Origin of the sequence: Neobacillus sp. GCM10027624 (assembly GCF_042675345.1) — a bacterium.
In the GTDB taxonomy this organism is placed as follows: domain Bacteria; phylum Bacillota; class Bacilli; order Bacillales; family Cytobacillaceae; genus Neobacillus; species Neobacillus cucumis_D.
In genome coordinates, this window is record NZ_JBHTHD010000003.1 from 97,546 (window position 1) to 124,021 (window position 26,476).

A 26,476-nucleotide genomic window follows, 5' to 3' on the forward strand; every position below is an offset into this window, starting at 1 on the left:
TCAAAAGAAAGTTTTAAAAATTTGACGATGGGAAAGCAGGGAATCAATTGAAAAAGAAACTAACCGTACTTAGTACGCTTGTAATGCTTGGGCTTGGAAGTGCCTATTCAATTCCAGCTGTAAAGGCTGCACCAAATAACGATTTACAAAGTATTAAAGGTCAACGTTCGGGAGTACAGGCTGGTATTTCAAAAGCAAATGCTGAGATCACTAAGGTACAAAGTGATCTTGCTAGATTAATAGAACAATCAAACCGTGTGGATCAGGCGGTTAAAGATAATAATTCCATGATGAAGAAAACAGAAGAAAACATTAAGGATTCGAAATCTCAAGTTCAGCAATTAGAGCAAGAAGTTGCTGTCATAAAGAAAAGAATTGATACACGTAATGAGATTTTAAAAAAGCGCGCCGTATCATACCAAGAGAGCGGTGGAACCGTTAGTTATCTGGATGTCTTGTTAGGTGCCTCCAGCTTTAGTGATTTTATTGATCGAATTGGTGCTGTTTCTACATTTGTTCAAGCGGATCAGACTTTTATCAAACAGTATGAAGCCGATAAAAAGGAAGTTGAAGTAAAACAAGCTGCCGTTCAAAAAAAGCTGACAGAGCAAAAGGAAATGAAAACCGAACTTGAAGGTATGCATGAGCAGATTTTGGATCAAAAAAAGGAAAATGATTCATTAAAGAAAGAGCTTAAACAAAAAGAACAAGAACAATTGGATCGTATTGCGAAACTAAAAGGAAAAGAACGCGAACTTGCTTTAAAAGAATATGAAATGATTCATGCAAATGATGTTGCCCCTGCTCCTGTAACTGTAACTGTAACTGTATCTGATAACAAGAAAAGTTCAGATAATGACAAAAGCGCTAGCAATTCATCATCATCATCTTCCTCTTCTTCATCTAATGAGTCCAGTGCAGACGATAACACACCAGTTGCGTCTCATTCCGGTGCTAGTGGAAGTGTTCAAGATGTGATTACTGCTGGAAATAAATACATTGGAAATTCTGTTTATGTATTTGGCGGCGGTCGTACTGCTTATGATGTTGCCCATGGCAGATTTGATTGCTCAGGCTTCGTTCATTGGGCATATGCACAAGCAGGATATAATATTGGTTCAAGCACAGATTCCTTAAAGTATGCAGGGAGACAGGTTCCAGCAAGCCAGATGAAGCCTGGAGACCTTGTATTCTTTAACACATATAAAACAGATGGTCACGTTGGTATTTATGTAGGCGGCGGAAAATTCATTGGTTCCCAAAGTTCGACGGGTGTAGCGATTGCATCAATGTCAAATAGTTATTGGAAGTCAAGATTTAATGGAAGAGTTGTTCGGATTATAGATTAAAAATAAAAAGAGAAGCTGGGCTCCCCGCTTCTCTTTTTATTTTGGAATACTTGCTAGTATACCATCAAGAAATCCCTTCATTTGGAGCAGTCCTGCTTCATCCTTCGGCCCCTTTTCTTTTGAAGTCATCTTTATTATGACAATTCATTTTAGTGTTTTATTTTTCCTATAAGTGGAATTCGACTACTTTTTTTGGATAAAAATAACTTTCTTTTGGCAAGATAAGGTAACAATGTTAGGGGTTGTTTTGTCCATGGTAACTTTATCATTCGTCTTAATCGCTCTATTTCTAACTGGACTTCTTACCCTATTTGATACGCAGTTATTTGGATACACCTTTATGACATCTATACAACATTTACTTTTTTCAGAAATTGCAGCTGGAAGATATATTGTCATAACTGGAGCGACGATTGGTTTCATTTCGAGTATTGTCATTGATGTACGAATTTTTTTATCGAAAAGAAAAGGTAACAATACGGAAGGGAATCAAGTTTCGTAATGGAAAAGGAAAATATATCTTTAAGTCAACTCCTGACACTGCTCATTAATTTTTTATTGGGAAGTGCGATTGTTGTTGGGATTGGCGGGGATGCCAAAAATGATGCCTGGATAGCGATAGGTGTTTCTACCTTTTTAGGGATTGGGGTTATTTGGTTTTATCATACTTTGTCGAATCGGCTTGAAGGTAAAAATTTATTTCAACTAATGGAGTTTTGTATTGGTAGAAAACCGGCCATTTTTTTAACCTTCCTTTATATTATTTATTTTATATATATTTCAAGCAGAGTGGTAAGGGATTTTGGAGAATTAATGGCTTCTGCAATTATGCCTAACACTCCGATTGAAGTTGTTTCGATTACATTTTCTCTCTTAATGGGGTATGTAATCTATCTGGGTATCGAGGTGCTTGCACGAACCTCTGAAGTATTTACTCCATATTTGTTTATTTTTTATCTATTATTAGCTATTTTTTTATTTGCAAGCGGCAATGCGAATATTGAGCAAATTCAACCAATCCTTGGCGAAGGGGTTACACCTATTTTTAGAACTCTTTTTAAGGATTTGATTTTTTTCCCATTTGGTGAACTGATTGCCTTCACGGTTATCTTTTCGAGCGTTACAAACAAGAAGTACAGTCTGAGATTTTCATTTATTGGGGTGGGAATTGCCTCCTTTTTACTTATGATTGCCTCTTTTTTAATGATTATCACGCTTGGAGTCGATTCAATGCTCCGGTCCAACTTCCCGCTTTTAAGTACAGGGCGGAATATTTCGGTTGGGAATTTTATTGAAAGAATTGATGCGATTGTTGTTTTCATTATGATGTTGGGAATCTTTGTGAAAGGGACCATTTTTCTATTTGGGGGTTTAAAGGGGTTAGAATATATTTTTCAGCTGCCCTATCGTTATTTTGTACTCCCGATTTCAACCCTTGTAGCTTTATTTTCGGTGCTTATATCCATTGATTTTGCGGATCATATCCAAGAAGGTTTGAAAATGGTTCCTTATTACTTGCATTTACCTTTCCAATTTTGTATACCAGTGATTCTTTTCATTTTTTTACTTTGGAAGCAAAAGAAAAAAAGGTCTAGTTAAATTGAGGTGTTGTCCTTATGTCCCCGATAAAGCCGATTCGTAGTTTGCGGAAGAAAAAAATGAAAATGGATGATTATTGGAAGGAAGTTCAACCACAGAATAGTGAGAAGAATGATACAATTACACACTTCTCGGCCCAAGAGTTAAAAAGTGAATTAGAATTTTCTTTTGGAAAGTCAGCAGATTTTCGGGGTGTCATTGCAGAAATTGACCATAAGGGAGCACTGTTAATTTATCTGGATAGTATGGTGGATACGAAAACCTTGAAGGAAACGACTCCAAATTTGTTTTCATCCAATTTTAATGAAGAGGTTTGCCTAAATTCAACCGAGGAACTTATTTCACTATGTAAAAAGGTTTTTGGAGGGACAGATTATCAGCTTTTAGGGTCAAGGGATGAAATTTGTAGGGCTGTATTAAATGGATCCATTGTAATCGCTATTGAGACAATCGAGAAAGCCATTTCTATTAGTATGACTAGTGATGAAAAAAGGTCGGTTACCGAACCTAGTACACAAACCGTGATAAGGGGACCAAAGGATGGGTTTATAGAGTCCCTTTCAACTAATGTCAGTTTAATTAGAAGAAGGATTCGTAATAAAAATTTATATTTTGAGTCTTTTACCATAGGCGAAGATACTCAAACGAATGTATATCTAGGATATATAAAAGGCATTGCGAATGAAGCTATTTTACAAGAAGTACGAAACCGGTTAAAAAAAATAAAAGTCAGTGCCATCTTTGAATCGGGGAATATAGAAGAATTAATTGCTGATAAAACTTTTACCTTATTTCCTCTAGCCTTAAACACGGAACGCCCTGACACGGTTGCTGCTAATTTAATCGATGGAAAAATTGTCATCTTAATTGATGGGACACCTTTTTGTTTACTCGTACCGGCTGTTTTCGTGAATTTTTTCGAAATCTCAGAGGATTACTATCAGCCATTTTTATTAGGGACATTTTTAAGGGGGATTCGATATCTGGCATTTATGATCGCGCTGTTAACCCCATCCTTATATGTTGGAATATTAACCTTTCATCATGAACTACTGCCGACAACCTTGCTGCTAAGTGTAATTGCCCAGCGTCAGGGTGTACCTTTCCCAGCCGTGGTTGAGGTTTTAATCATGGAGATTACGTTTGAAATTTTACGTGAAGCAGGAGTGAGGATGCCACGGACGGTTGGGCAGATGGTTTCAATTGTGGGTGCTCTCGTCATCGGTCAAGCAGCTGCGGAGGCAGGAATCATTTCCAATATTATGATTATTGTTGTCGCGATCACGGCAATTGCCAATTTTGTCTCTCCGGTATACAGTTTTGCGTCTGCTTCAAGATTATTAAGGTTTATGCTTATATTATTTGCTTATATTTTAGGATTATATGGCGTTTTGATAGTCCTGGTTGCAATGGTAGCCCATTTAAGTTCTCTTCGTTCTTTTGGCGTTCCCTATTTGTCGCCTATTGCTCCCATCATTGTTGAGGATCAAAAGGATGTTTTCTTCAGAATTCCTTATTGGGCTATGAAAAAAAGACCTAAATATTTAAGAACAGAATCGGAAACTAAGGTTTTTTCAGAAGCCTCGCCAAGCCCGCCGCAATCGGAAGGTGGGAATAACGCTTGAGGAATAAATTATTTTGCTGGATATTTATTTGTCCTTTTCTTTTAGCAGGCTGTTGGGATCAACGGGAGTTATCAGAAATTTCAGTGGTAACCGGTATGGCGATCGATAAAAGTGATGAAGGGAAATATTCTTTAACTGCCGAAGGAATCTCAGCCGAAGAATTGAATCCAAAAACCGGGACAGGTTTTACTCCCTCGATTGTTTTTACTCTTCACGGTAATACCATTTCAGAGCTTTCGCAAAAAATGAATGTGGGTGCTTCAAAAAATGTAATTTATTCACATATGCAGACTTTGATTATTGGGGAAGAGGTTGCAAAAAAGGGGTTTATGGAATTTATTGATTTTTTGGAAAGAAATCGTGAGATACGGGATGATTTTAACATTATCATTGCTCATAATGTGAGTGCTGCGGATATATTAAAGGTTACTTATCCCATTCAAAAATCGTCATCCTTAAAGCTGCATGTTCAGATCGATTCCATGGTACAGAACTGGGGAGGTGACCCGGATGTAAGGTTAAATGATGTCGTTCAAGCCTTTACTTCGCCGGGAAGACATCCGGTAATGGCCGCGGTAACCATTCAGGGAAATTCTGAAGAAGGCAGCGGTGTAGAGAATATGAAAGAAGTAAGTCCAAAAGCGATGGTTGTCCTTGATTCACTTGCCATTTTTAAGAAAGGGAAGCTTCTTGATTTTTTACCACTTAAAGATACCCGGAATTATTTATGGGTTGAGGATAAAATCATCCGTACCGCTCTTTCTGTCCCTTGCCAAAAAAACAAATACATTGCAATAAGGATTTACAATTCAAAAACTAGAGCGAAGGCAAGAATGATAAGAGGGTTACCGGTTATTGATATAAATGTCAGGTCAGAAGCTTATTTGGATGGGACTCAATGTACAAAAGATATAACCAAAATAAAAACTTATGAGCAATATGAAAAGTTTACGGAGAAAATGATTGAAAAGAACATGATGAAGACGATTCAAAAGGTTCAAAAGGAATATCGATCCGATGTTTTTGGTTTTGGTGAAGAGATGTACCGCCAGGATTACCGGAATTTCAAAAAGGTTCAAGATCATTGGGATGAGCTTTTTAGCGATGCCATCATTAATGTCCATGTAAATGTACAATTAAGAAGGTCGGGGATTCGGACAAAAAGTCTCCTAAGTAACTCTAAATAACCCTGCTCATCTTTCATAAAAGATGGGCTTATTCTTTTTTTTCAAAATTGGGTAATAGGGATAAGTGTCTAGTGCACATTTCTAGGTGCCTGAATAGGATATATAGAATTTAAATAAGGAGGTAATATAAATGACTGGTGCAGTAGGCGGCTATGGCGGCGGCTTTGCCCTTTTAGTAGTGTTATTTATTTTGTTAATCATTATCGGGGCTTCATGGGTAGTATAAAAAACAGGAGGTAATGAAAAATGTTTGGATATGGTGGATATGGTGGTTTTGGTGGCGGATGCTGCGGTGGTTACGGATATGGAGCAGTTGGAGGTTGGGGTGGCGGTTTCGCATTAATCGTTGTCTTGTTCATCCTATTAATTATTGTAGGGGCGGCTTGCTTCTATTAAAATTTGATATTAAATGTGTATTAAAAAAACGCAGCGATTTATACAATCGCTGCTTCTTTCATTTAATAAATGGACAAACTATCCATATTTACCATGGAAATGATTAAAGGTTGGGTGAGCATGGAATCCATGTTAAGGTTATATCAGAGCAAAACAATGGATAAAGGAGGAACTGAATATGAAACGTATTGTGAGTGTTTTTATGACGGCATTCGTTTTTCTTTTCATGCTTGTTCAACCTGGACTATTGGGGCGTGTTGATGCACAAACTCTTGAATCTGTAAAAATTTATAAAGTTCATGATGAAACACCAAATCAAGTCGCACTTAAATATGGTGTTTCCGCATCAAAAATTATAAAAGTAAATGGAATTAAAAATAATAGACTTACCCCAGGTGAAAAAATCATTATTCCAAAGCAGATTTCTCAAAAAGAAAAAGATTTACTGGCAAGATTGGTGACTGCAGAAGCAAAAGGTGAGCCATATAAAGGGAAGGTAGCAGTTGCTGCTGTTGTGTTAAATCGAGTGAAGAATGACCAATTTCCGGATTCTATTCACCAAGTGATTTACCAAAAGAGACAGTTTCAACCCGTTGACAATGGAATGATTAATAAACCCGCTGTTAAAGAGGCAAAAAAAGCAGTAAATGAAGCTATCGCCAAAAATGGACAAATAACAGACGCCTTATATTTTTATAATCCGGATAAAACAGACAGCAAATGGCTTCGATCTAAGAAGACAATTAAAAAAATAGGCCATCATCGGTTTGCTATTTAGAAACCCTCTTGATCATTCAAGAGGGTTTTTGCTTTGCCCAGCTTCAGCGCCTAGCCCCTCTAGGTTGCTTTTGCTTTTCCATTTTTCAAATTCATCTAATTCCCCGGATATTTTTTTGATGGCATAGCCGATTACTGCTGCATCGTCTACAATACCTAATCCAATGATAAAATCGGGAATCATATCGATTGGGGAAACAAAATAGAGAATAGCGCCTATAACGGTTGCCAGTGTACTCTTGGAAATATTTCGATAATCGCCTTTAGAATAGGCTTTAATTAGTTCAATCAAAAGCTCGATCTTACCGAAGGCGTCCCCTAATGAATTCTTCTTTTCATTCACTTTGGTTGTTGCTTGTGTCATTAATTCATTTGTTTTTTGTTGATGATTAATGAATTCCAATGCTTTGTTTTTATATTTAGTGAATTCTCTTTCGATTTTTTCTTTATTACCGAACAATATAATCACTTCCTTTTAAGGAATACATGGTTAGTTTACCACGAATGAGTAATAAAAAAACACGGGGTGTGGTTACACACCCCGTGCTTTTAATTTAGGCTGAAACAAAATTTCCTAACACAATCTCATCCACTTCGTCGCCTTCAAGTGTCTCCTTTTTTAATAAAGCATGCACTAATTGCTGATACTGTTGATGATGGTTTTGAATTAGGGTTTGGGCTTTTTCTAATCCTTTGTCAAAAAGTTCCTGCATCTTTGCTTCTTTATCTTGTTTATTAAATGTAAGAGTAAATCCATTTTGGAGCATTCCTGTATCAACCATTTGTTCAATAATTTGTTTTGCCTGCTGGACATCACCGCTAACACCAATACTGTGTTCACCCAGCATCATTCTTTCAGCTACACCGCCGGCTAAAATCATTGCAATCCGCTCAAGTAGATCACTAGTGGTTGATAAATGAAGTTCTTTTGGAATTGGTGCAACATAGCCAAGTGCATCACCACGAGGAATGATGGTGGCTTTTCTAACAGAACCCGGTTTTGTGACAGAAGCAACTAGCGCATGTCCTGCTTCATGAATGGCTACACGGCGCTTGGTTTCAGAATCCTGTAATGTACGAGATGTACTTCCTAAAATTGTACGGTCTAGTGCATAATCAAGGTCTTCCTTATAAATCATATCTTTGCTGTTTCGAACAGCACGTCGGCTCGCTGTTTCGAATAGAGATTGAAGCTCGGCACCTGAAAAACCGGATGTGCTCTCGGCTAAGTCATCCAATGAGGCAAGAACATCTTTAGCGATTGCCTTTCCTTTCGTATGAATAGCGATAATCTCCTTTCTTCCCTTTGTGTCTGGAAGAGGGACATGGAATGAGAAGTCAATCCTTCCCGGACGCAGGAATGCATCATCGAGCATATCTTTACGATTGGTTGCTGCGATAAATAGGATCCCGTCATTGTCATGACCGCCATCCAGCTGCACAAGAAGCTCTGTTAATGTTTTTTCAGCCTCTTCCCCGCCATGCGCTTTTCTTTTTCCGGCAAGAGCATCCACCTCATCAATAAAGATTACAGCTGGACTTTGCTTTCTTGCTGCTTGGAATAAAGAACGAACCCTGCTGGCCCCGACGCCGACAAATAGTTCATTAAAGGCTGATCCGCTAGCAGAAAAAAATGACGCATTTAGCTCGCGTGCCATGGCCTGGGCTAATAATGTTTTACCAGTACCCGGAGGTCCGTATAACAAAACCCCTTTTGGCGGTTTAATCCCTAATTTTAGTGCTCTTTCCGGCTCCTTTAAGGTTGAAAGGGTTTGTAAAATTTCTTCCTTCATTTCCTCTCCAATTCCTCCAACATCATCTAATGTAGTGGAAGGTAGAGTACGTGCTTTCGCAACACTATTTTTCATGGAGTTTCCTAGCCCGAAACCGCCCTTACTCTTTTGCAGGGCGAATGCTGCTCCGGCGAGAAGAATAATGACCCCGCCAAGTACCCATTTTCCGTACGGGCTGCTATTCGAATAGGAATAATTAATATTATATTTTTCAACTAGCTTGTCTACCATTTGACTGTTAGGGGGAACATGAGAAATATATTGAGCGTTTCCTGCTTTAATGTGAATGCTGCCGTCAGCCCGTTCAGTTAAAGTGACCGTCTTACCCTGCTGATTTTGGATCGTTTTCTCCACAGATGAGAATGGAATCGCCACCTCAGCTTTCGAACTTTGAACCACCCAAATAATACCTGATACCACAAATATAAACGCTACAAAGAGCGGAATAAACTTTGAAACTATTCTTTTCGTTTTTTCATTCAATTACGATCATCTCCTTTAACAAGAGTACTACTCTATTATAAAAGGGATTTCGGAAAAAAGGACGTGGGAATCAGAGGAAAAAGCATAGATGTCAGAAAAAAAGAGCCTTTCCGATATCAGAAAGGCAGCTATATCGTATAAGAATTAAAGGGTCCGAAGGGTTGGAATGATGGGTGCCAATACACTTTGAGCAAGGACACCAATACTCACTCCTTGGCTTTGTGCTTTGCTCCATTTAAAAACATGAACTTTTTCTGTCTTTCCTTCATACAAAAATAATAACTCATCGCCATCTTCGACAATCCCGATTTTTTTATAAGGGATATGATTCTCCTTAAGAACAATCTCAAATGCTTTATGTATTAAATTTAAGGTAGGTTGATCAAACGATGTAATATTCATTATTTCCTCCTAAATTTTTATAAAATAAATTAATAAATGGCTTTCTTCATTATATTCTTATTTCCTGGGATAAAAAAGAAATAATTGATGTCGATTAATTGAAGATTGCAAAGTAATCACAAGACATATAAGATTGAAGTTATGGACAAAAACTAATTGTCAAAAAAAGAGAGGAAGTCAAGATGGGAAACAAATTTACAGAAGAAGTATTATCGCGCCGGACCTTTGCTATTATTTCCCACCCAGATGCCGGTAAAACAACATTGACTGAAAAATTGTTATTATTCGGTGGCGCCATTCGGGATGCGGGAACGGTAAAAGCAAAAAAAACAGGGAAATTTGCGACAAGTGACTGGATGGAAATTGAAAAGCAGCGGGGAATTTCTGTTACATCCAGTGTGATGCAATTTGATTATGATGGTTTTCGTGTCAATATATTGGACACTCCTGGGCACCAGGATTTTAGTGAGGATACCTATCGTACTTTAATGGCCGTTGATAGCGCCGTAATGATTATAGACTCCGCAAAAGGGATTGAGGAACAAACACTAAAATTATTTAAAGTTTGCCGGATGCGGGGAATTCCAATTTTCACGTTTATGAATAAGCTTGACCGCCAAGGAAAACCGCCGCTTGAGCTACTGGCAGAATTGGAAGAGGTACTAGGAATTGAATCCTATCCAATGAATTGGCCAATCGGAATGGGGAAAGAATTCCTAGGGATCTATGACCGTTACCACAATCGCGTTGAGCAATTCCGAGTGAGTGACGAAGATCGATTTCTCCCTTTAAATAAAGAAGGCGAGATTGAAGGGGATCATCCGATTAAGAATTCCGGCCTTTATGATCAAACATTAGAAGAAATCCTGCTTCTTAATGAAGCGGGAAATGAGTTTTCCGCAGAAAAGGTAGCTGAAGGTACGTTAACACCTGTTTTCTTTGGCAGTGCTTTAACCAACTTTGGTGTACAGACTTTCTTGGAGTCTTACCTGCAATTTGCTCCGGCGCCAAAAGCACGAAATTCATCTATTGGGGAAATTGATCCGCTTGGTGAGAATTTTTCAGGTTTTGTTTTTAAAATTCAAGCGAACATGAATCCTGCCCACCGTGACCGGATTGCCTTTGTTCGAATTTGTTCAGGTAAATTCGAACGTGGGATGACTGTAAATATCCCTCGCCTTGGGAAACAATTAAAGCTTTCCCAATCGACCTCGTTTATGGCGGAAGAAAGAAATACCGTGGATGAGGCTGTAAGCGGTGATATTATCGGCTTATATGACACTGGTACCTATCAAATCGGTGATACATTGACGACTGGAAAAGACGACTTTCAATATGAAAGACTGCCGCAATTTACACCTGAGCTCTATGTAAAGGTATCTGCAAAAAACGTCATGAAGCAAAAGTCCTTTTATAAAGGGATTCAACAGCTTGTTCAAGAAGGAGCTATTCAGCTCTACAAAACGTTTAGAATGGAAGAATATTTGTTAGGCGCAGTTGGACAACTGCAATTTGAAGTCTTTGAGCATCGTATGAAAAATGAATACAATGCTGAGGTCCTAATGGAGCGTATGGGATCAAAGATTGCCAGATGGGTCGAAGGTGATGAAGTGGACGAAAATTTATCCAGCTCTCGAAGTTTGCTTGTAAAAGATCGTTATGACCATAATGTGTTTTTATTCGAGAACGACTTCGCACTAAGATGGTTCCAAGAGAAAAACCCATCCGTCAAACTATATAACCCAATGGACCAACATGAATAATTGTTTAATAAAAACCGCAACCCCCATTTTTAGCTTATGGGGGTTTTTTCCTGTATAAAAATTATTTTTAAACCCCCACAAAACTCTTTAACATAACCGTACTTTTGTAATGAAAAGGCGATCGCAAAAAATCTTAAGGAGAGGAAAAAACTGACAAGAAAACGGTCTCATTTTGGACAATAAACTTGAAGATTAACAGTTGTAACAAACTGTATTCGATTGGTAATGACCACCTAAAATCTATAACATCATCCGTATGGTATAATTGGGTGAATAGAGAGGTGAGTCTAATGCTCAGTTTGTTGTTCATGACCAAAAAGAAGAAAAAAACACTGGAGGAATCGGTCAAATTAATTCAGCAAGGGGACCGTATTCTACTTAATGAACTGATTGAATCATACAAGCCATTTATTGCGAAAACAGTTTCGTCTGTATGCAAACGATATATATATGAATCGGATGATGAATTCAGCATTGGTCTTTTAGCCTTTAATGAAGCGATTGAAAAATATTCATCCGAGCGGGGAAGTTCCCTATTAAGTTTTTCTGAAGTTTTAATCAAAAGAAGAGTCATAGACTATATTCGTAAACAAACCAAAAATCAACATATAAGTCTTGATTTCCAAACCTCATCCCTCGAAGAGGAGTCTCCTGGTACGGTAATTGTAAACGAATTATCTCTTGAAAATTATCATAAAAAAACGGATGAGCAGCTAAGAAAAGATGAAATTATTCAATTTCAACAATTGCTGAAAACCTTTGATTTAAACTTCAGTGATTTAGTGGAAAATTCTCCAAAGCATGCAGATGCAAGAAAAAATGCAATTCTTACCGCCAAAATGATTGTTGATCACCCGGAGCTTAAAGAAATATTACTTGAAAAAAAACGTCTTCCCATTAAACAATTAGAAAAAATGGTAGATGTCAGCAGAAAAACAATCGAACGAAATCGTAAGTATATTATTGCAATTGCACTTATTTTATCAGGTGATTATGTTTTTCTAAAGGATTATATAAAGGGGGTGCTTGAGACATGAAAAAGGGAATTGTAATGGAAATTGATGATGCGTTTTTATTGCTTTTAACCCCGGAGGGTGAATTTTTACGCGCAAGAAAAAGGAATCAACCCTATGAAATTGGTGAAGAAATTCACTTTTTTCCCATTGAAAATACCGATTTACGTGCATCCCAATCCAGACGTTCGGTAAAAAATCTGTTCAGAATGAAACCTATATGGGCAGGGCTAATGGTTCTCCTTTTAATTCTAGCTTCCTTTATCCCTGCTTACCAAGATAACAAAGCCTATGCTTATATGTCGATTGATGTAAATCCAAGTATTGAGCTTGGTGTAAATAAGAAGATGAAGGTAGTCGAATTAACAGGCTTTAATGAAGCGGGAAAGGAAATCATAGCGAATATTCCTAACTGGCAGAAAAAGGACGTTTCTGATCTCACTCAAGATCTTCTTAGCGAGATGAAAAAAGAAGGCTATTTGAATGATCGTAAACAGGTTATTATTTCTACCGTTCGGACGGAAAAGGCAGAAAAACCGGTTGAAGATAAGCTGAAAGAAAACATTGAGGAAATTAAAGAAACAGTAAATAAACAGCATTTAGAAGCCACCGTTCTAAAGGGTTCAGAAAAAGAACGGAAAGAAGCTCATCAATTAGGGCTTACGACAGGGAAATATAAAGAAAATAAAATCCAAACAATTCAAAATGCTGAACATAAGGAAACAAAATGGATTAATGGAAAGTCTAAAAGCCAAAAGGCAGTTCCGGCACCTATGGCACAACCTGCGTTACCGCCGGGACAGCAAAAGAAACTTGATGGGGACAAAAATAAATCAAATAATGTCTCTGCTAAAAAAGGAAAACAAATGAATCAACCTCCATCGAACCGTCCACAAGGTAAGATGAAAAATAAATCGGAAAAGAAATCGAAAAAACAAGAAAAAAAGGATCAGAGTTCAAAGGATTCAAAACCTGACCATAAAAATAATTCAAATCAAAAGAAAAATTCAAGTCACAAGAACCAAAACAGTAAAGAAACCAATTCCGTCTACAAAAAACAATTAAGTAATCAGAATAAATCCAGTCACAAGGGAAATTCAAATCAAAAAGCAAAGGGAAAAGAGAAGCACCCTCAATCAAGCAAGATTAAAAACAGCAGCCAAGAATGGTATCGTTACAAGCATAAAAATAGGTAAAAAGTCCGGCTATCCTGCCGGACTTTTTTCAGCCAATTATGAAATTATTCTTGTGAGGAATTTCCTGATAATTGTGCCTGAGCCTGCTTGACAAGTCGCTTGGTGATTTCGCCCCCAACAGAACCATTTGCCCGTGAGACTGTATCTGACCCTAAGTGTACACCAAACTCTTGCGCTATTTCATATTTAACTTGATCCAAGTACTGTTCAATGCCGGGAACTAATAATTTGTTACTGCTATTAGCCATAATCGTCAACTCCTTAAAATCGTTACAGAGAAAAAATCTCTGTAAGGATAGTATTTTTCATAACTTTATTTTCATGAGTGGTAATGTTTTTCGGATATGGATATCTTAGAAAAATTAATTTAGTCTGTTCCCTTTCCAACATCCTTTGAAGGATGCATAAAAGGGTAGGCTTTTGGTTTCCGTTTACTCTCAAGTAATTCCTTGTTTTCGGTTGTATTCCAACCGATATCATTTGTTGGATGAACCCACTCATCTCCTGCCATAATTTCAGGATCTGTTTCATCTGTCCAATTTTCTAAAGGAGAATTATCAGATGCATACATACTGTCACCGATCACTACCCCATGTTTGTTAACAAATGGTGTTTCCATTTTTATACCAGTACCCTCAAAACTCGGAGCATTGATTTGATGTGGCAAGGTTTCATCTATATCCAATGGTTTTAGAGATTTTTCGCGATTTTGCTTCGTCATGAATCATTCACTCCTTTTTCTTATATTTTCCTACAGTAAAGAAAATTTATATTAAGAAAAAAAAGGAAATGAATGATTATCATTGTTTGATAAAAACTACTTGTGTAAGATTATTTTTTTGGGAGGATTATACGATGGCAAAAAGGAAAGCAGAAGTTAATGCAGTTGAAAAGTATTCTAAAACCCCACATAAAAATGTTCAGGAAAGTGAATTTTCAGCAGAATTTTCTCATGGAGAAGATGATCACTTAAAGGGTGCTAATCGAAATTCCAAATTAGGAAGAAAGGGAAGAGGGTAATGAAGCCAGGCAGCAAGGCACAAATTCCGAAAGAAGAATTCAGCATTGAATTTGGAGATGTAAACGGAACGAAGCTGTTTGAAACACTTCAAATACCAAATAAAAATAAGAAGAAAACCGAAAGTAAAAAACAATAAAAAGCCGGCTTAAGCCGGCTGGTTTATTTTTCTTTGAAAGAGAAAATCACCGTTTCTTCGTTTGTTGGGTTAAAGTAAGCAACCAAACTGGTTGGATGGGCAATAATCCTTCCTGATGCAAGATATTCTTTAAGGTCAAATGAAAGACTTTCAAGCATGGTATGTTTAAATAAATCTTTTTCATCAAGCCCTAAATCTATAAAAGACTGTCCTAATAAGGAAGGGAACTCCGAGATTTGCTTATAAATTTTTACGCGCTCCTCTTTTGTAAAGCTCTGTTCCCACCAAGGCTTCCTTGGTTTATATTTATGATGGATCAGATAGTCGTATTTCATCAACCCGATTACGATTTCCAAGTCCTTAATAGAGATGTGTTCTAAGAAGGAATGCAGTCTGCGGAATAAGTCCTCCAATTGATGGCCGATTCTTGACCATCCTTGTTCATCCCAGAAGGTTCCGAATTGTTGGAAGAAGTCAAATGGTGAAGAAAAGACGTTTGTAACTAAATATTCTACTGTCAGGTCCATTCGATGGTCGTTCCAATATTTTTCTAATACATCTTCCACTTGTTTTATTTTGACAATGTCATCAAAAGAAAGTACGTTATTCCCCAAAATTTCATATGGCGAATGATCCATATAGATATACCCATGGTCATTAGCACGAAGCCGTACTCCGGTTCCTCTGAGCATTTTTAAAAATCCAAGTTGTAATTCTTCCGGTCGCAATTCAAAAACATCATTAAACGTTTTTCTGAAGGAATCGTAGTCTTCTTCGGGCAGGCCGGCAATTAAATCAAGATGCTGATCAATTTTACCGCCATCCTTCACCATCGTTACCGTTCGAGTTAACTTTGTGAAATTTTGTTTTCGCATTACCAGTTCGTTTGTAAAGTCATTGGTGGATTGAACACCAATTTCAAAGCGGAATAATCCTTTCGGTGCCTCTTGATTTAGAAAATCAATAACTTCAGGGCGCATAATATCTGCGGTGATTTCAAACTGGAATACCGTCCCTGGCAGGTGTTCATCAATCAAAAAACGAAACATTTCCATTGCGTAACTTCTGCTGATATTGAAGGTACGATCGACAAACTTAATCGTTTTGGCGCCATTTGCCATTAAATAACGAATATCCTCTTTAATTTTTTCTCTTTCAAAATAACGAACCCCGACTTCGATAGAAGATAAGCAAAATTGACAGCTAAATGGACAACCACGGCTTGTCTCAATATAGGTGACACGTTTGCCAAGATACGGGATATCTTCTTCAAAACGGTAGGGTGAGGGGAGCTCTTTTAAATCAAGCTTATTCATTTGCGGAGTAACCACAGCTTGACCCTCGTTACGGTATGCAATGCCAGGGACATTTCGATAGTCTTTGTTTGTTTCAATTTCTGAAAGAAGCTGCTTAAAGGTTTGTTCTCCTTCGCCCATCACAATAAAATCGACCTGAGGAATTTTTTCCATCCATTCCGATGTATCATAGGAAACTTCAGGACCCCCAAAAACAATGATAATGGAAGGATCGATTTTTTTAAGCATATTTACGACTTTAATTGTTTCTTCTATATTCCAAATATAACAGCTGAATCCAATAACGTCTGGCTTTTGCTGATAGAGGTCGGTGACAATATTCATGACCGGGTCTTTTATCGTATATTCTTTAATTTTTATATTAAATTCAGGCATAGCGTAAGCCTTTAAATAACGAATAGCCAGGTTCGTATGAATATACTTGGCATTTAAAGTAGTACAAATGACTTTCATTCGATTTCTCCTTATTTATAATAAATAACATTTAATTATAACCCATTCTTGGCTAATAGAGTAGATGTTAAACGGGTGAAGTGGCAGAGAACAGGTTGAATTGCACCTGTTATACCACAGGTTTAACCCTGTTATATAATTATGAAAACGCTTCAAAGCCATTCTTATTAAGGTTTTTTATAAAAATTACAAAGTGTTATAAGAAATTTCCTTTATGTATAACATTTGTCACAGACTTATTAGAAACAATTACCTTACAATACTCTTGGGGAAGTTAATCTATATTACTTTTTTATAAGAAGCACTTCGATGCTTTTTGTCTATCGGGAGGGGATACTATGTCGGTATTACCGAAGAAAAATGAATTGGGATTTTTTGAAATCCGTTTGGAATCCATTGGTGGATTAGGTGCGAACTTAGCTGGAAAAATGCTTGCAGAAGCAGGTGTATTAGGGCTTGGCTTAAATGGCTCTAATTTTTCATCTTATGGTTCGGAGAAAAAAGGTTCTCCAGTGAAAAGCTTTATACGCTTTTGTGAGCCTGAAGTTCAAATTAGGGACCATAGTCCAATCGAACAGCCACATATAGTAGGTGTTTTCCATGAAGCACTATACAAAACGATTAATGTTGTCAGCGGCTTAAATCCTGATGGAATTGTTTTAGTAAACACAGCTAGAGATTTTGATGAAGTAAAAAGAGATTTAAAACTTGAATACGGAACGCTTGCCATCGTTGATGCTTTAACGATTGCCGTGGAAGAAAAAACAAAGGTCAATACAGCAATGCTTGGAGCGCTGTATCGAATTTGTGATTTCTTGGACCCAGAGTCGATGCGAGATGTGATCCGTAAAACGTTTGAAAAAAAATATCCACATCTTGTAGAACCAAATATTCGTACCTTTAATCGCGGTTTTGAAGAAGTTCAATTTAAAACCTATCAAGTGCCGGATGGGGCGGAAGGTAAAGCATTTACCCGTCCGCAGCCACTGTTGGGATTTATGACCCAAGAAATTGGCGGCGCCATTGTAACTCAAGGTAATAGTATTTTAAAAGACTTAAGTGGCTCAAGACAAGGATTTCTGCCGGAATTTAACCGGGATAAATGCATTGATTGTGCTGCGTGTGATAATGTTTGTCCAGATTTTTGCTTTGTATGGGAAGAAGGAGAAGATAAACGGGGCCGAAAGCAAATGTTCCTGAAAGGAATTGACTACCAATATTGCAAAGGCTGCCTAAAATGTGTAGAAGCATGTCCTACAGCTGCGCTGGGTGATCTTCGTGAAATGATAGGTTATGCAGATGCAAACCGTGTTAAGCAAAACTTTCCTTATGTAGCAGGGGGTAGTTACTAATGGCAATTTTAGAAGATAAATTATTAACAAATCAGGTTGCTGAACAATTAACAACCTTTGAATCCGGAAATGAAATGGCGGCGATGGCTGCTGCACAAATCAACTATCACATCATGGGGTATTTTCCTATTACACCATCGACTGAAGTAGCCCAATTCTTAGATCAAATGAAAACGCGCGGAGAGCATGATATCAAATTAATTCCTGCAGATGGAGAGCATGGTTCCGCGGGAATTTGTTATGGTGCCGCAGCAACAGGTGCTAGGGTATTCAATGCGACAAGTGCAAATGGATTCCTTTATATGATTGAACAGCTGCCGGTACAAGCTGGTACACGTTTTCCAATGGTGATGAACCTTGTGACTCGTGCCGTCAGCGGGCCGCTTGATATTAGAGGAGATCATTCCGATCTATACTATGGCTTGAATATTGGCTGGGTCATTTTAACAGCCAAAACACCCCAGGCAGTTTACGATATGAATATTATTGCACTTAAAATTGCAGAACATTCTAAAGTCCGCTTGCCGGTTATTGTTGCTTACGATGGCTTTTTTACTTCCCATCAAAAACGCAGAGTTGAATATTTCAAAGACCGCCGTGTAGTTCAACAATTTGTAGGGGAGTGTCCAACTGATTATAATTTTATTAGGGACCCGCAGAAACCGGTTACTATTGGAGCCCACATGAATGGGCAGGACTTGATGAATAACCATTTCCAGCAATCAGAAGCGTTATACAATGCGGGGGAAGTCTTTAAGGAGGTTGCAGCGAAATATGCAAAACTATCCGGAAGAGAATATCCAGTTCTTGATTTATATAAAATGGAAGATGCTGAGGTTGCATTATTCCTATTAAACTCTGCTGCTGAATCGGCAAAGGATGTTGTTGACGGGTTACGGGCAAAAGGAATCAAAGCCGGTGTAATCAGCCCTAATATTATTCGCCCATTCCCTGCAAAGGAAATTCGGGAAGCACTCAAAAATGTGAAAGCTTTATTAGTTGGTGAACGTGCCGATTCATATGGTGCGCATGGGCCAAATTTAACACATGAAGTGAAGTCTGCTCTTCAAGACGACAAAGCAAATCAAACGATTGTCTTAAGCCGCGTGTTTGGACTTGGCGGGAAAGATTTTTATGCTAGTGATGCACAAGAATTTTTCAAATTAACGATGGATGCAATGGAAAAGGGTTATGCTGAGAACCCGTTTGATTACTATGGGCATATTCCTGGGAACCCGGAAAAGATTCTTAAACCAGTTATTTCCCCGCAGCATGGGGATGTCTATAAATCGGGATTAATTGAAGTTAAAATGGATGAAGAAACAAATAAATTAAAGGTGAAAATCCCGCCGCTCCGAGCCTTAACAGGTAAACCGAAACGAATTGCCTCCGGCCATGGAGCCTGCCCAGGCTGTGGAATTTTCGCAGGTCTTGAACTGTTTTTTAAAGGAATTGAAGGCGATATTGTCACGCTTTTCCAAACTGGCTGTGCCTATGTTACGACTACTGCTTATCCGCATAGTTCACATAAGCAAACGATGATGCACAATTTATTCCAAAACGGGGCAGCTACGCTTTCGGGAACAGTTGAAGCCTTTATGGAATTGAAGCGCAGGGGGGAAATTCAAGTATCGGATGATGCCACATTTGTTATGATTACTGGTGACGGCGGAATGGATATTGGAATGGGCTCAGCAATTGGTACAGCCCTTCGCGGTCATAAACTGATCATGCTTGAATATGATAATGAAGGCTACATGAATACGGGTTCGCAAATGTCTTATTCCACTCCACTTGGCCATATGACGAGCACATCGGGCGTAGGAAAGGCACAACGCGGAAAAGCCTTTCATCATAAGGATACTGCTCAAATCATGGCAGCTACGAATATTCCATATGTGTTTACAGGATCTGAAGCATTCCCGCAAGATTTGATTAAAAAGGGAGCAAAGGCTCAGTGGTATGCACAAAATGTTGGGACTGTTTATGGGAAAATCTTGATTACCTGTCCATTAAATTGGAAATCGGATGACCGGTACGGTACAACCATTGTAGAAGAAGCTGTAAACTCCTGTTTCTTCCCACTTTATGAGGTGGAACAGGGAGTTACCAATATTACCTATAATCCGGAAGAGAAAAACAAACGGATTCCACTTGCTGATTGGCTTAAATATATGGGCAAGACAAAGCACCTTTTAAAAGATGAAAACAAACCAATTTTAGAAGAATTTGAAGCAGAAGTAGAAAAAAGATGGCAGCGGTTAAAAGCCAAGCATGAAAACCCTATGTTATAAGTGAAGAAAGGCAAAGCGCTTAGCGTTTTGCCTTTTTATAGTAGAAAAGGAGTACTATAGAGGATTTTTGTTCTATAATGTAGAATATATAAACTTATAATATGATGAGTGGAGCTACATTATTGGAAGTCGTGGGGTGGCGATACGTGGAAAAGCAAGTTCAGAAAAATAACGCTTTACCTATAAATGAAGCAGGTAATATACATATAGAAGAAAATAGGAATACCCACGTTGGGAATAGAAATAACCCTAAGTATCCATTTCTTGAAGAATTAAGGAAACTAAAAAAAAGTGAACGGAAGTTTAGAAGGATTTTTGAGGATTCGATTGACGGGCTTCTTTTATGGAATGATCAATTTCAGATTGTCGATCTTAATAGCAGTGCAGAAGACATATTTGGTCTTTCTAAAGACCTTTTGATTGGCAAGGATCTTTTTAGATTATTCAGTGATACTAATTTCAAACAAGAAATCATCAAACATGTTGAACAAGTAATGGATATGGGGAAGCATTCTTCGACGATTATTATTGAATCAGAAGAAGGCCAAAAAAGATATTTTGATTATTCATCAAAACACGAGATTGTTGAGGGCTTAAACTTTACGGTAATTAAAGATATTACCGAAAAGATGGAAATACAGGAGCAGCTTCGTAAATCCGATACGTTAAACGTAATAGGAGAGCTTGCTGCCGGGATTGCGCATGAAATTCGTAATCCAATGACGGCCTTAAAGGGCTTTATTCAATTACTTGAAGGCAGTATTAAATCAGAACATGAAATGTATTATCAAGTTATAACATCAGAATTACAGCGTATCGATTCAATCATTAATGAGTTTTTGATTTTAGCAAAGCCACAGGCAAAACGGTTTCAGGAAAAAGATATTAAACAAATAATGAAGGAAACGGTTGACCTTCTGAACGCTCAAGCAGTCTTGCATAATGTACAATTTATTACGAGTTATGAAAACAACCTTCCGCTTATTTTTTGTGAACCGAATCAATTAAAAAAGGTTTTTATCAATATTATCAAAAATGCTATAGAAGTAATGCCGGATGGCGGTAATATCTTAATTAAAATCAACCAAACAGAAAATAACCAAATTCGGATTTCGATTTGCGATGAAGGGGCGGGAATTCCGGAAGAAAAAATAAAAAAACTAGGTGAACCTTTTTATACGACTAAGGAACGGGGGACCGGACTAGGTTTAATGGTAAGTTACCGGATTATTGAAGAACATCAGGGAACCATTCAAATAGAAAGTGAAATAGGGAAGGGAAGCACTTTTACCATTATCCTTCCACTCTTAGGAAATTCAAAATGAAAAGCAATCCGGGCGGATTGCTTTTGCTATTTAATCGTTTCTTTTACAACAGTGATAAATTGAGTCAGCTCTTTTATTTCCTTCCGCTGTTTAATGAGTAATGTCCCTAATTCCAATGATTTTCTTTTTGCGGTTAATCTGACATTTTCATCTTCAATACGGTCCAAATCGGCCACATGGGCAAGGCCAATTGTTCTTCTAATCAATTCACAGCCTGCAAATCCAAGGGCATCCTCAAAGTATTTTGAGAGAACGTGGTTCAAAAATAATTGGGTATTTACTAATTTCTCTTTATTTTCTACTTCCCAAAGGCGGCTGAATTCTTTATGAAAAACATTCCAGACCGTCTCGACATGGTTAATAAAGATATTGCGTTTATCATTGTTAACAATGACTTGGAACAGTAAATTTGCAAATACCTGCCCTATATCAAATCCAGCAGGACCATAATAAGCAAATTCGGGATCAATCACTTTTGTCTCGGAGTTATTTGCGAACATACTTCCCGTGTGCAAATCACCATGAAGTAGATTTTCTGCTTCTGTTAAAAAACTTTTTTTCAACACGGAAACATGAAAGATTAACTCGTCATCTTTCCAAAGGGATTCAACATCAGCGCGCAAACCCTCTTCAAATTCATTCGTTTCAGCATCATAATAAGGATCCGTAAAAATAAGGTCTTCTGTTATATTGCATAGTTCCGGATTAATAAAATTTTGTACTTGCTCCTTTTTTACCGCTGGTCCTAACGAATAATCGGAGGTATAAAATAATGTTTTCGCTAGATATTCACCAAGATGCTTTGAAATTAAAGGATAGGTTTCCCCATTGATAAATCCAGTTCTTGCAATGGAAAGATGGGAAAGGTCCTCCATCACAGTTACGGCTAATATATCATTGGTATAATAAACTTCCGGAACGTAGGCTGGTGCAAGATGACCAAATATTTTTAAAGCGTCGGCTTCGATTTTTGCTCTTTTAACGGTCAACGGCCAGCTTTCTCCAACAACTTTCGCATAAGGTAGAGCTTGTTTAATAATAATACTTTTACTACTTTTTTGCTCTACGAGATGAAAAACTAAGTTTAAATTCCCATCCCCAATTTCCTTACAGGTTAGTTGTGACTCTGCATCAAATATATTCAGTTCTAATGCTAGCTGGATTGCGGTGGTTTCCTTTAAAGGCTGATACGCTTCTAGATTTAAAATACTCATGATTTATTCCTCCTGTTTATTAGAGGCTTTTTCAAACGAAAAAAGCCTCTTTCTCATTTGAAAGAGGCTAAAGGACAATTGTTTTTTGTTCTTCGCACCTCTTATCTCTCAGAAAGTAATCTTTCTGTTGGAATTAGCACCGTGCCTTGTGGGAGGATTCCCGGCGCAGCTGCGCCCCATTTTACAATGGAATTTCGGTCGGTTGCTGGGCTTCAAAGGGCCAAATCCCTCAGCCAGCTCGTGATAAGAGAAAATCTAATTTTCATTTTTTTCAATATGTTGAAATAATAACAGTAATATAATAATAGTGTCAATATTTTTAAAAAATTATTTATAATATTCAGGTTTTCTATCTTCGAAAATGGAAGCAGTAAAATTTTTACTTTACAAGCCGTTATAAAAGTAATATCATTTGTGACTAGAATTTCAATAATAATTTACTTTTTAAGCAGGTGAGAACATTTGAACACTTTTCCACCATCAAATCTATTAGAAAATCTACCGAAACAATTTTTTGCGTCATTAGTAAAAAAAGTGGGGCAATACATTAAAGCAGGTCATGATGTCATTAATTTAGGTCAGGGTAACCCCGATCAACCAACCCCAAAACATATTGTTGAGAAGCTAAAAGAAGCCGCCGAGAAACCGATAAATCATAAATATTCGCCTTTTCAGGGTTTTCAATATTTGAAGCAGGCGGCAGCAGAATTTTATCAAAGGGAATATGGTGTTTCTGTTAACCCCGACAAAGAAATTGCGATTTTATTTGGCGGAAAAGCAGGTTTGGTTGAATTACCGTTATGCCTATTAAATCCAGGCGATACCATCCTAGTTCCTGACCCAGGATATCCGGATTATTGGTCCGGGGTAGCCCTTGCACAGGCAAAAATGGTTACAATGCCCTTAAGGGAAAAAAATCATTTTTTACCTGATTATGAGGAATTATCACAAGAAGCTTTAACAAATGCAAAATTAATGTTTCTTAACTATCCGAATAATCCTACAGGAGCGACCGCAACAGAGGAGTTTTTCTCTGAAACCGTTAAGCTAGCAAACGAACATAATCTTTGCGTTGTACATGATTTTGCTTATGGTGCAATTGGCTTTGACGGGGAAAAACCTTTAAGCTTTTTACAGGTAGAGGGAGCAAAAGAGGTTGGAATCGAAATCTATACATTGTCTAAAACTTATAATATGGCTGGCTGGCGTGTAGGGTTTGCTGTAGGAAATGAAAGTATCATTTCATCAATTGAGCTTTTGCAGGATCACTTATATGTTAGTCTGTTTGGCGCCGTACAGGAAGCGGCTGCGGAAGCATTAACGGGACCGCAGGATTGTGTATGGGAGCAAAACAAACTGTATGAACGTAGAAGGAATATTTTAATTGATGGACTTAGAACGATTGGCTGGGAGGTAACGGCACCGAAAGGATCGTTTTTTGCCTGGTTAAAGGTTCCCAATGGATTTACTTCTGAGGAATTTGCCAATCTTCTACTTGACCAAGCCCATATTATGGTTGCGCCCGGGATTGGCTTTGGCAGCTTTGGTGAAGGGTATGTTCGTGTTGGATTATTAACAGACGAGGAAAGACTTAAAGAAGCTGTCAGAAGAATAAGTTCCTTAGAAATTTTCAAAAAATAGTTGACAGATTTTTTTTTTCTTGGGATAATCCTTTATAAAGTTAAGCAACGTTTAAAAGTGAATATAACGAATGTTTTCTTATCAAGAGCAGGCGGAGGGACCAGCCCTATGAAGCCCGGCAACCGACTTACCCAAAATAGTAAGCACGGTGCTAAATCTTGCAGCAAAAAGCTGAAAGATGAGAAGATGGTAGTTTCGAATGCTAACCTCTTCTTTCTTGAAGAGGTTTTTTATTTATACAGGAAAGGAAGTACGAACATCTATGACTGAAATCATTGCTACATACCTCCTTCATGGGGAAAAAAGTCCGGCAAAAAAAGCGGAGGAAATCGCACTAGGATTAACGGTAGGTTCCTGGACCAATCTGCCTGAACTTGAAAAAAATCAATTGCGAAAACATAAGGGCAGGGTGGTGTCCATTGAAGACTTCCATTCAGAAAAAGATGAGCCGTCAATTATCCGGATTGCCTACCCAACCGTTAATTTTTCAAATGACTTACCGGCAATTTTAACGACTGTTTTTGGAAAGCTGTCCCTCGACGGGAAAATTAAACTCCTTGATTTAGAGTTCGGTCAAGAATTAAAAAATCAGTTTCCGGGACCAAGATTTGGAATTGAAGGCATTCGTGAAAAGGTGGGTGTCCAAGGTCGTCCCCTATTAATGAGCATCTTCAAAGGGGTACTCGGAAAAGATCTGGCTTTTTTAGCGGAACAATTGAAACAGCAAGCACTTGGCGGTGTAGACCTGGTAAAGGATGATGAGATCCTTTTTGAAAATGAACTGACACCATTTGAAGATAGAATTACAGAGGGTAAAAAGGTTTTACAAGCTGTTTACGAGGAGACTGGGCATAGAACCTTGTATGCAGTAAATTTAACGGGTAGAACATCACAGCTTAAGGATAAGGCTAGAAGGGCTGCAGAGCTTGGAGCCGACCTTTTATTATTTAATGTATTTTCTTATGGTCTAGATGTCTTACAGGAATTAAGGGAGGATGATGGCATTGGATTACCATTGATGGCACATCCTGCTGTAAGCGGTGCGTTAACATCATCACCGCAATATGGACTATCCCATTCCTTATTACTTGGAAAGCTATTACGCTATGCGGGTGCAGATTTGTCATTATTCCCGTCACCATACGGAACTGTTGCATTAGATAAACCTTTAGCTTTATCGATAGCTAATGAGCTTACAAAGGAAGATTCATTTAAGACAGCATTTCCTGTCCCTTCTGCCGGAATCCATCCAGGATTGGTTCCACTGTTAATTCGTGATTTTGGTGTTAATTCCGTTATCAATGCCGGCGGCGGTGTTCATGGACATCCGGATGGAGCAAAAGGTGGCGGCACAGCTTTTAGGCAGGCAATTGATACTAAATTAAAGGGTTATTCCTTGGTGGAAGGTGCTAAAATTTATCCGGAGCTTAAAAAGGCTCTTGAATTATGGGGAAATGCGGAGGTTACGGTTTAAATGACGAAACCTGTAATTTATTGTGATTTTGACGGGACTGTTACCGAGAGTGACAACATTATTGCAATTATGAAAAGATTTGCACCTCCAGGATGGGAAGCAATCAAGGATCAAATTTTATCCCAACAAATATCAATCAGTGAAGGGGTAGGAAAATTATTTTCGTTATTGCCCAGTGATTGGAAAGATGAAATAACTGCATTTGCGATTGAAAATGCTAAAATTCGACCGGGTTTCAAAGAATTTGTTGAATTTGCCCGCAGTGAAAACATCCCATTCTACATAATCAGTGGTGGAATCGACTTTTTTCTTCATCCGATTCTTGAGGAGTTCGGTCCTTTTGATGGGGTTTATTGCAATGAGTCAAATTTTTCCGGTGAAACAATCGAAATTTTATGGCCGAATGAATGTGATAAACTATGTACCAATCAATGCGGCTGTTGTAAGCCGAGCATTATTCGACAATTAAACCTAGAGGAAGATCCTTTCAAAATTGTCATTGGGGACTCTGTTACCGATTTAGAAGCAGCAAAACAGGCGGATTTTGTGCTGGCAAGGGATTTGCTTCAGGAAAAATGTGCTGAGTGGGGAATTAATCACCGGGGGTTCAACACGTTCTTTGATTGTATGGAAGAAATAAAAAAAGAATTGGGGTGGATGAGATAAA

Annotated in this window: 26 protein-coding genes and 2 riboswitches; of the genes, 19 read left to right on the plus strand and 7 right to left on the minus strand. The window is 38.0% G+C overall.

Translation table 11 applies throughout. The features are described 5' to 3' along the window. Positions 1-47 precede the first annotated feature (47 nt). The 8 genes from ACFQZ9_RS05415 to ACFQZ9_RS05450 all read left to right on the plus strand — a co-directional run bounded on the left by ACFQZ9_RS05415 (position 48) and on the right by ACFQZ9_RS05450 (position 6,934). On the plus strand, positions 48-1,349 hold the full coding sequence (locus ACFQZ9_RS05415; RefSeq protein WP_498942683.1) for a coiled-coil domain-containing protein: 1,302 nt from the start codon (positions 48-50) through the stop codon (positions 1,347-1,349). 253 nt (positions 1,350-1,602) lie between these two features. Then, the gene (locus ACFQZ9_RS05420; protein ID WP_198313111.1) at positions 1,603-1,851 is read left to right on the plus strand and encodes a hypothetical protein; all 249 of its coding nucleotides are present in this window, start codon (positions 1,603-1,605) and stop codon (positions 1,849-1,851) included. Then, positions 1,851-2,948 (plus strand): GerAB/ArcD/ProY family transporter, encoded by a 1,098-nt coding sequence (locus tag ACFQZ9_RS05425; RefSeq protein ID WP_198313112.1) that lies wholly within the window; start codon positions 1,851-1,853, stop codon positions 2,946-2,948. The genes ACFQZ9_RS05420 and ACFQZ9_RS05425 overlap by 1 nt, the downstream gene beginning before the upstream one ends. A 17-nt stretch (positions 2,949-2,965) precedes the next feature. Next, entirely contained in the window at positions 2,966-4,573 is a 1,608-nt protein-coding gene (locus tag ACFQZ9_RS05430) for a spore germination protein (protein ID WP_498942684.1), read from the plus strand. Further along, on the plus strand, positions 4,570-5,760 hold the full coding sequence (locus ACFQZ9_RS05435) for a Ger(x)C family spore germination protein (protein WP_498942685.1): 1,191 nt from the start codon (positions 4,570-4,572) through the stop codon (positions 5,758-5,760). The genes ACFQZ9_RS05430 and ACFQZ9_RS05435 overlap by 4 nt, the downstream gene beginning before the upstream one ends. A 130-nt stretch (positions 5,761-5,890) precedes the next feature. Beyond that, positions 5,891-5,986 carry a YjcZ family sporulation protein gene (locus ACFQZ9_RS05440; RefSeq protein ID WP_198313115.1) on the plus strand — a complete coding sequence of 32 codons (96 nt, stop codon included), beginning with the start codon at positions 5,891-5,893 and terminating at the stop codon, positions 5,984-5,986. 20 nt (positions 5,987-6,006) lie between these two features. Continuing rightward, positions 6,007-6,156: a YjcZ family sporulation protein gene (locus ACFQZ9_RS05445; protein ID WP_198313116.1), complete on the plus strand. Its 150-nt coding sequence runs from the start codon at positions 6,007-6,009 to the stop codon at positions 6,154-6,156. A 178-nt stretch (positions 6,157-6,334) separates the two neighbouring features. Next, the gene (locus ACFQZ9_RS05450; RefSeq protein ID WP_498942686.1) at positions 6,335-6,934 is read left to right on the plus strand and encodes a cell wall hydrolase; all 600 of its coding nucleotides are present in this window, start codon (positions 6,335-6,337) and stop codon (positions 6,932-6,934) included. Between the two features lie 12 nt (positions 6,935-6,946). Here ACFQZ9_RS05450 and ACFQZ9_RS05455 read toward each other — a convergent pair whose 3' ends face one another. From ACFQZ9_RS05455 to ACFQZ9_RS05465, 3 genes are all read right to left on the minus strand, one after another. After that, entirely contained in the window at positions 6,947-7,393 is a 447-nt protein-coding gene (locus ACFQZ9_RS05455; protein ID WP_498942687.1) for a YkvA family protein, read from the minus strand. 94 nt (positions 7,394-7,487) lie between these two features. Further along, positions 7,488-9,209, minus strand: a complete 1,722-nt coding sequence (locus ACFQZ9_RS05460; RefSeq protein ID WP_198313118.1) for an AAA family ATPase — start codon at positions 9,207-9,209, stop codon at positions 7,488-7,490. Positions 9,210-9,353: 144 nt separating this feature from the next. Next, positions 9,354-9,611: a hypothetical protein gene (locus tag ACFQZ9_RS05465; protein WP_498942688.1), complete on the minus strand. Its 258-nt coding sequence runs from the start codon at positions 9,609-9,611 to the stop codon at positions 9,354-9,356. A 182-nt stretch (positions 9,612-9,793) separates the two neighbouring features. Here ACFQZ9_RS05465 and ACFQZ9_RS05470 point away from each other — a divergent pair, with 182 nt between their 5' ends. The 3 genes from ACFQZ9_RS05470 to ACFQZ9_RS05480 all read left to right on the plus strand — a co-directional run bounded on the left by ACFQZ9_RS05470 (position 9,794) and on the right by ACFQZ9_RS05480 (position 13,583). Continuing rightward, complete coding sequence (locus tag ACFQZ9_RS05470; protein ID WP_198313120.1) at positions 9,794-11,374, plus strand: peptide chain release factor 3; 1,581 nt, start codon at positions 9,794-9,796, stop codon at positions 11,372-11,374. Between the two features lie 281 nt (positions 11,375-11,655). After that, on the plus strand, positions 11,656-12,411 hold the full coding sequence (sigI, locus tag ACFQZ9_RS05475; RefSeq protein WP_232490234.1) for an RNA polymerase sigma factor SigI: 756 nt from the start codon (positions 11,656-11,658) through the stop codon (positions 12,409-12,411). Continuing rightward, positions 12,408-13,583 (plus strand): anti-sigma factor domain-containing protein, encoded by a 1,176-nt coding sequence (locus ACFQZ9_RS05480; protein ID WP_498942689.1) that lies wholly within the window; start codon positions 12,408-12,410, stop codon positions 13,581-13,583. Before sigI ends, ACFQZ9_RS05480 begins: the two co-directional genes overlap by 4 nt. A gap of 44 nt (positions 13,584-13,627) precedes the next feature. Here the strand turns inward: ACFQZ9_RS05480 and ACFQZ9_RS05485 are convergent, their stop codons facing one another. Continuing rightward, a complete protein-coding gene (locus ACFQZ9_RS05485) occupies positions 13,628-13,831 on the minus strand; it encodes an alpha/beta-type small acid-soluble spore protein (RefSeq protein ID WP_133332630.1) in 204 nt (67 codons plus the stop codon). A 119-nt stretch (positions 13,832-13,950) separates the two neighbouring features. Continuing rightward, a complete protein-coding gene (locus ACFQZ9_RS05490) occupies positions 13,951-14,304 on the minus strand; it encodes a DUF3905 domain-containing protein (protein WP_198313123.1) in 354 nt (117 codons plus the stop codon). A 134-nt stretch (positions 14,305-14,438) separates the two neighbouring features. Between ACFQZ9_RS05490 and ykzP the strand changes: the two genes are divergently transcribed. Together ykzP and ykzE are read left to right on the plus strand one after the other, a co-directional pair. Beyond that, entirely contained in the window at positions 14,439-14,603 is a 165-nt protein-coding gene (gene ykzP / locus ACFQZ9_RS05495; RefSeq protein WP_165976144.1) for a protein YkzP, read from the plus strand. Continuing rightward, positions 14,603-14,740 carry a protein YkzE gene (gene ykzE / locus ACFQZ9_RS05500; RefSeq protein WP_198313124.1) on the plus strand — a complete coding sequence of 46 codons (138 nt, stop codon included), beginning with the start codon at positions 14,603-14,605 and terminating at the stop codon, positions 14,738-14,740. Before ykzP ends, ykzE begins: the two co-directional genes overlap by 1 nt. Positions 14,741-14,763: 23 nt before the next feature. Here the strand turns inward: ykzE and ACFQZ9_RS05505 are convergent, their stop codons facing one another. Then, complete coding sequence (locus tag ACFQZ9_RS05505; RefSeq protein ID WP_498942690.1) at positions 14,764-16,509, minus strand: B12-binding domain-containing radical SAM protein; 1,746 nt, start codon at positions 16,507-16,509, stop codon at positions 14,764-14,766. A gap of 338 nt (positions 16,510-16,847) precedes the next feature. On the opposite strand from ACFQZ9_RS05505, the gene ACFQZ9_RS05510 reads away from it, so the two are divergent. The 3 genes from ACFQZ9_RS05510 to ACFQZ9_RS05520 all read left to right on the plus strand — a co-directional run bounded on the left by ACFQZ9_RS05510 (position 16,848) and on the right by ACFQZ9_RS05520 (position 21,480). Next, positions 16,848-17,861 (plus strand): 2-oxoacid:acceptor oxidoreductase family protein, encoded by a 1,014-nt coding sequence (locus tag ACFQZ9_RS05510; protein ID WP_498942691.1) that lies wholly within the window; start codon positions 16,848-16,850, stop codon positions 17,859-17,861. Beyond that, on the plus strand, positions 17,861-20,155 hold the full coding sequence (locus tag ACFQZ9_RS05515) for a thiamine pyrophosphate-dependent enzyme (RefSeq protein WP_498942692.1): 2,295 nt from the start codon (positions 17,861-17,863) through the stop codon (positions 20,153-20,155). Before ACFQZ9_RS05510 ends, ACFQZ9_RS05515 begins: the two co-directional genes overlap by 1 nt. Positions 20,156-20,301: 146 nt before the next feature. Further along, on the plus strand, positions 20,302-21,480 hold the full coding sequence (locus ACFQZ9_RS05520) for a PAS domain-containing sensor histidine kinase (RefSeq protein ID WP_498942693.1): 1,179 nt from the start codon (positions 20,302-20,304) through the stop codon (positions 21,478-21,480). A gap of 26 nt (positions 21,481-21,506) precedes the next feature. Here ACFQZ9_RS05520 and mtnK read toward each other — a convergent pair whose 3' ends face one another. After that, positions 21,507-22,694 carry an S-methyl-5-thioribose kinase gene (gene mtnK / locus ACFQZ9_RS05525; protein WP_498942694.1) on the minus strand — a complete coding sequence of 396 codons (1,188 nt, stop codon included), beginning with the start codon at positions 22,692-22,694 and terminating at the stop codon, positions 21,507-21,509. A 98-nt stretch (positions 22,695-22,792) separates the two neighbouring features. After that, positions 22,793-22,944, minus strand: a riboswitch (SAM riboswitch). Positions 22,945-23,156: 212 nt separating this feature from the next. Between mtnK and ACFQZ9_RS05530 the strand changes: the two genes are divergently transcribed. The 3 genes from ACFQZ9_RS05530 to ACFQZ9_RS05540 all read left to right on the plus strand — a co-directional run bounded on the left by ACFQZ9_RS05530 (position 23,157) and on the right by ACFQZ9_RS05540 (position 26,475). After that, positions 23,157-24,335 (plus strand): pyridoxal phosphate-dependent aminotransferase, encoded by a 1,179-nt coding sequence (locus ACFQZ9_RS05530; protein WP_498942695.1) that lies wholly within the window; start codon positions 23,157-23,159, stop codon positions 24,333-24,335. Between the two features lie 75 nt (positions 24,336-24,410). Next, a riboswitch (SAM riboswitch) is annotated at positions 24,411-24,520 on the plus strand. A gap of 77 nt (positions 24,521-24,597) precedes the next feature. Continuing rightward, positions 24,598-25,809 carry a 2,3-diketo-5-methylthiopentyl-1-phosphate enolase gene (mtnW, locus tag ACFQZ9_RS05535; protein WP_498942696.1) on the plus strand — a complete coding sequence of 404 codons (1,212 nt, stop codon included), beginning with the start codon at positions 24,598-24,600 and terminating at the stop codon, positions 25,807-25,809. After that, positions 25,810-26,475 carry an HAD family hydrolase gene (locus ACFQZ9_RS05540; protein ID WP_498942697.1) on the plus strand — a complete coding sequence of 222 codons (666 nt, stop codon included), beginning with the start codon at positions 25,810-25,812 and terminating at the stop codon, positions 26,473-26,475. The last annotated feature ends 1 nt before the right edge of the window (position 26,476 follow it).

What these genes read in the sequence shown, in the direction of transcription:
- ACFQZ9_RS05420 (WP_198313111.1), top strand. Translation starts at nt 1,603, where the DNA reads ATGGTAACTTTATCATTCGTCTTAATCGCTCTATTTCTAACTGGACTT.
- ACFQZ9_RS05425 (WP_198313112.1), top strand. Translation starts at nt 1,851, where the DNA reads ATGGAAAAGGAAAATATATCTTTAAGTCAACTCCTGACACTGCTCATT.
- ACFQZ9_RS05430 (WP_498942684.1), top strand. Translation starts at nt 2,966, where the DNA reads ATGTCCCCGATAAAGCCGATTCGTAGTTTGCGGAAGAAAAAAATGAAA.
- ACFQZ9_RS05440 (WP_198313115.1), top strand. Translation starts at nt 5,891, where the DNA reads ATGACTGGTGCAGTAGGCGGCTATGGCGGCGGCTTTGCCCTTTTAGTA.
- ACFQZ9_RS05445 (WP_198313116.1), top strand. Translation starts at nt 6,007, where the DNA reads ATGTTTGGATATGGTGGATATGGTGGTTTTGGTGGCGGATGCTGCGGT.
- ACFQZ9_RS05450 (WP_498942686.1), top strand. Translation starts at nt 6,335, where the DNA reads ATGAAACGTATTGTGAGTGTTTTTATGACGGCATTCGTTTTTCTTTTC.
- ACFQZ9_RS05465 (WP_498942688.1), bottom strand. Translation starts at nt 9,611, where the DNA reads ATGAATATTACATCGTTTGATCAACCTACCTTAAATTTAATACATAAA.
- ACFQZ9_RS05470 (WP_198313120.1), top strand. Translation starts at nt 9,794, where the DNA reads ATGGGAAACAAATTTACAGAAGAAGTATTATCGCGCCGGACCTTTGCT.
- ACFQZ9_RS05480 (WP_498942689.1), top strand. Translation starts at nt 12,408, where the DNA reads ATGAAAAAGGGAATTGTAATGGAAATTGATGATGCGTTTTTATTGCTT.
- ACFQZ9_RS05485 (WP_133332630.1), bottom strand. Translation starts at nt 13,831, where the DNA reads ATGGCTAATAGCAGTAACAAATTATTAGTTCCCGGCATTGAACAGTAC.
- ACFQZ9_RS05490 (WP_198313123.1), bottom strand. Translation starts at nt 14,304, where the DNA reads ATGACGAAGCAAAATCGCGAAAAATCTCTAAAACCATTGGATATAGAT.
- ykzP (WP_165976144.1), top strand. Translation starts at nt 14,439, where the DNA reads ATGGCAAAAAGGAAAGCAGAAGTTAATGCAGTTGAAAAGTATTCTAAA.
- ykzE (WP_198313124.1), top strand. Translation starts at nt 14,603, where the DNA reads ATGAAGCCAGGCAGCAAGGCACAAATTCCGAAAGAAGAATTCAGCATT.
- ACFQZ9_RS05505 (WP_498942690.1), bottom strand. Translation starts at nt 16,509, where the DNA reads ATGAAAGTCATTTGTACTACTTTAAATGCCAAGTATATTCATACGAAC.
- ACFQZ9_RS05510 (WP_498942691.1), top strand. Translation starts at nt 16,848, where the DNA reads ATGTCGGTATTACCGAAGAAAAATGAATTGGGATTTTTTGAAATCCGT.
- ACFQZ9_RS05515 (WP_498942692.1), top strand. Translation starts at nt 17,861, where the DNA reads ATGGCAATTTTAGAAGATAAATTATTAACAAATCAGGTTGCTGAACAA.
- mtnK (WP_498942694.1), bottom strand. Translation starts at nt 22,694, where the DNA reads ATGAGTATTTTAAATCTAGAAGCGTATCAGCCTTTAAAGGAAACCACC.
- mtnW (WP_498942696.1), top strand. Translation starts at nt 24,598, where the DNA reads ATGACTGAAATCATTGCTACATACCTCCTTCATGGGGAAAAAAGTCCG.
- ACFQZ9_RS05540 (WP_498942697.1), top strand. Translation starts at nt 25,810, where the DNA reads ATGACGAAACCTGTAATTTATTGTGATTTTGACGGGACTGTTACCGAG.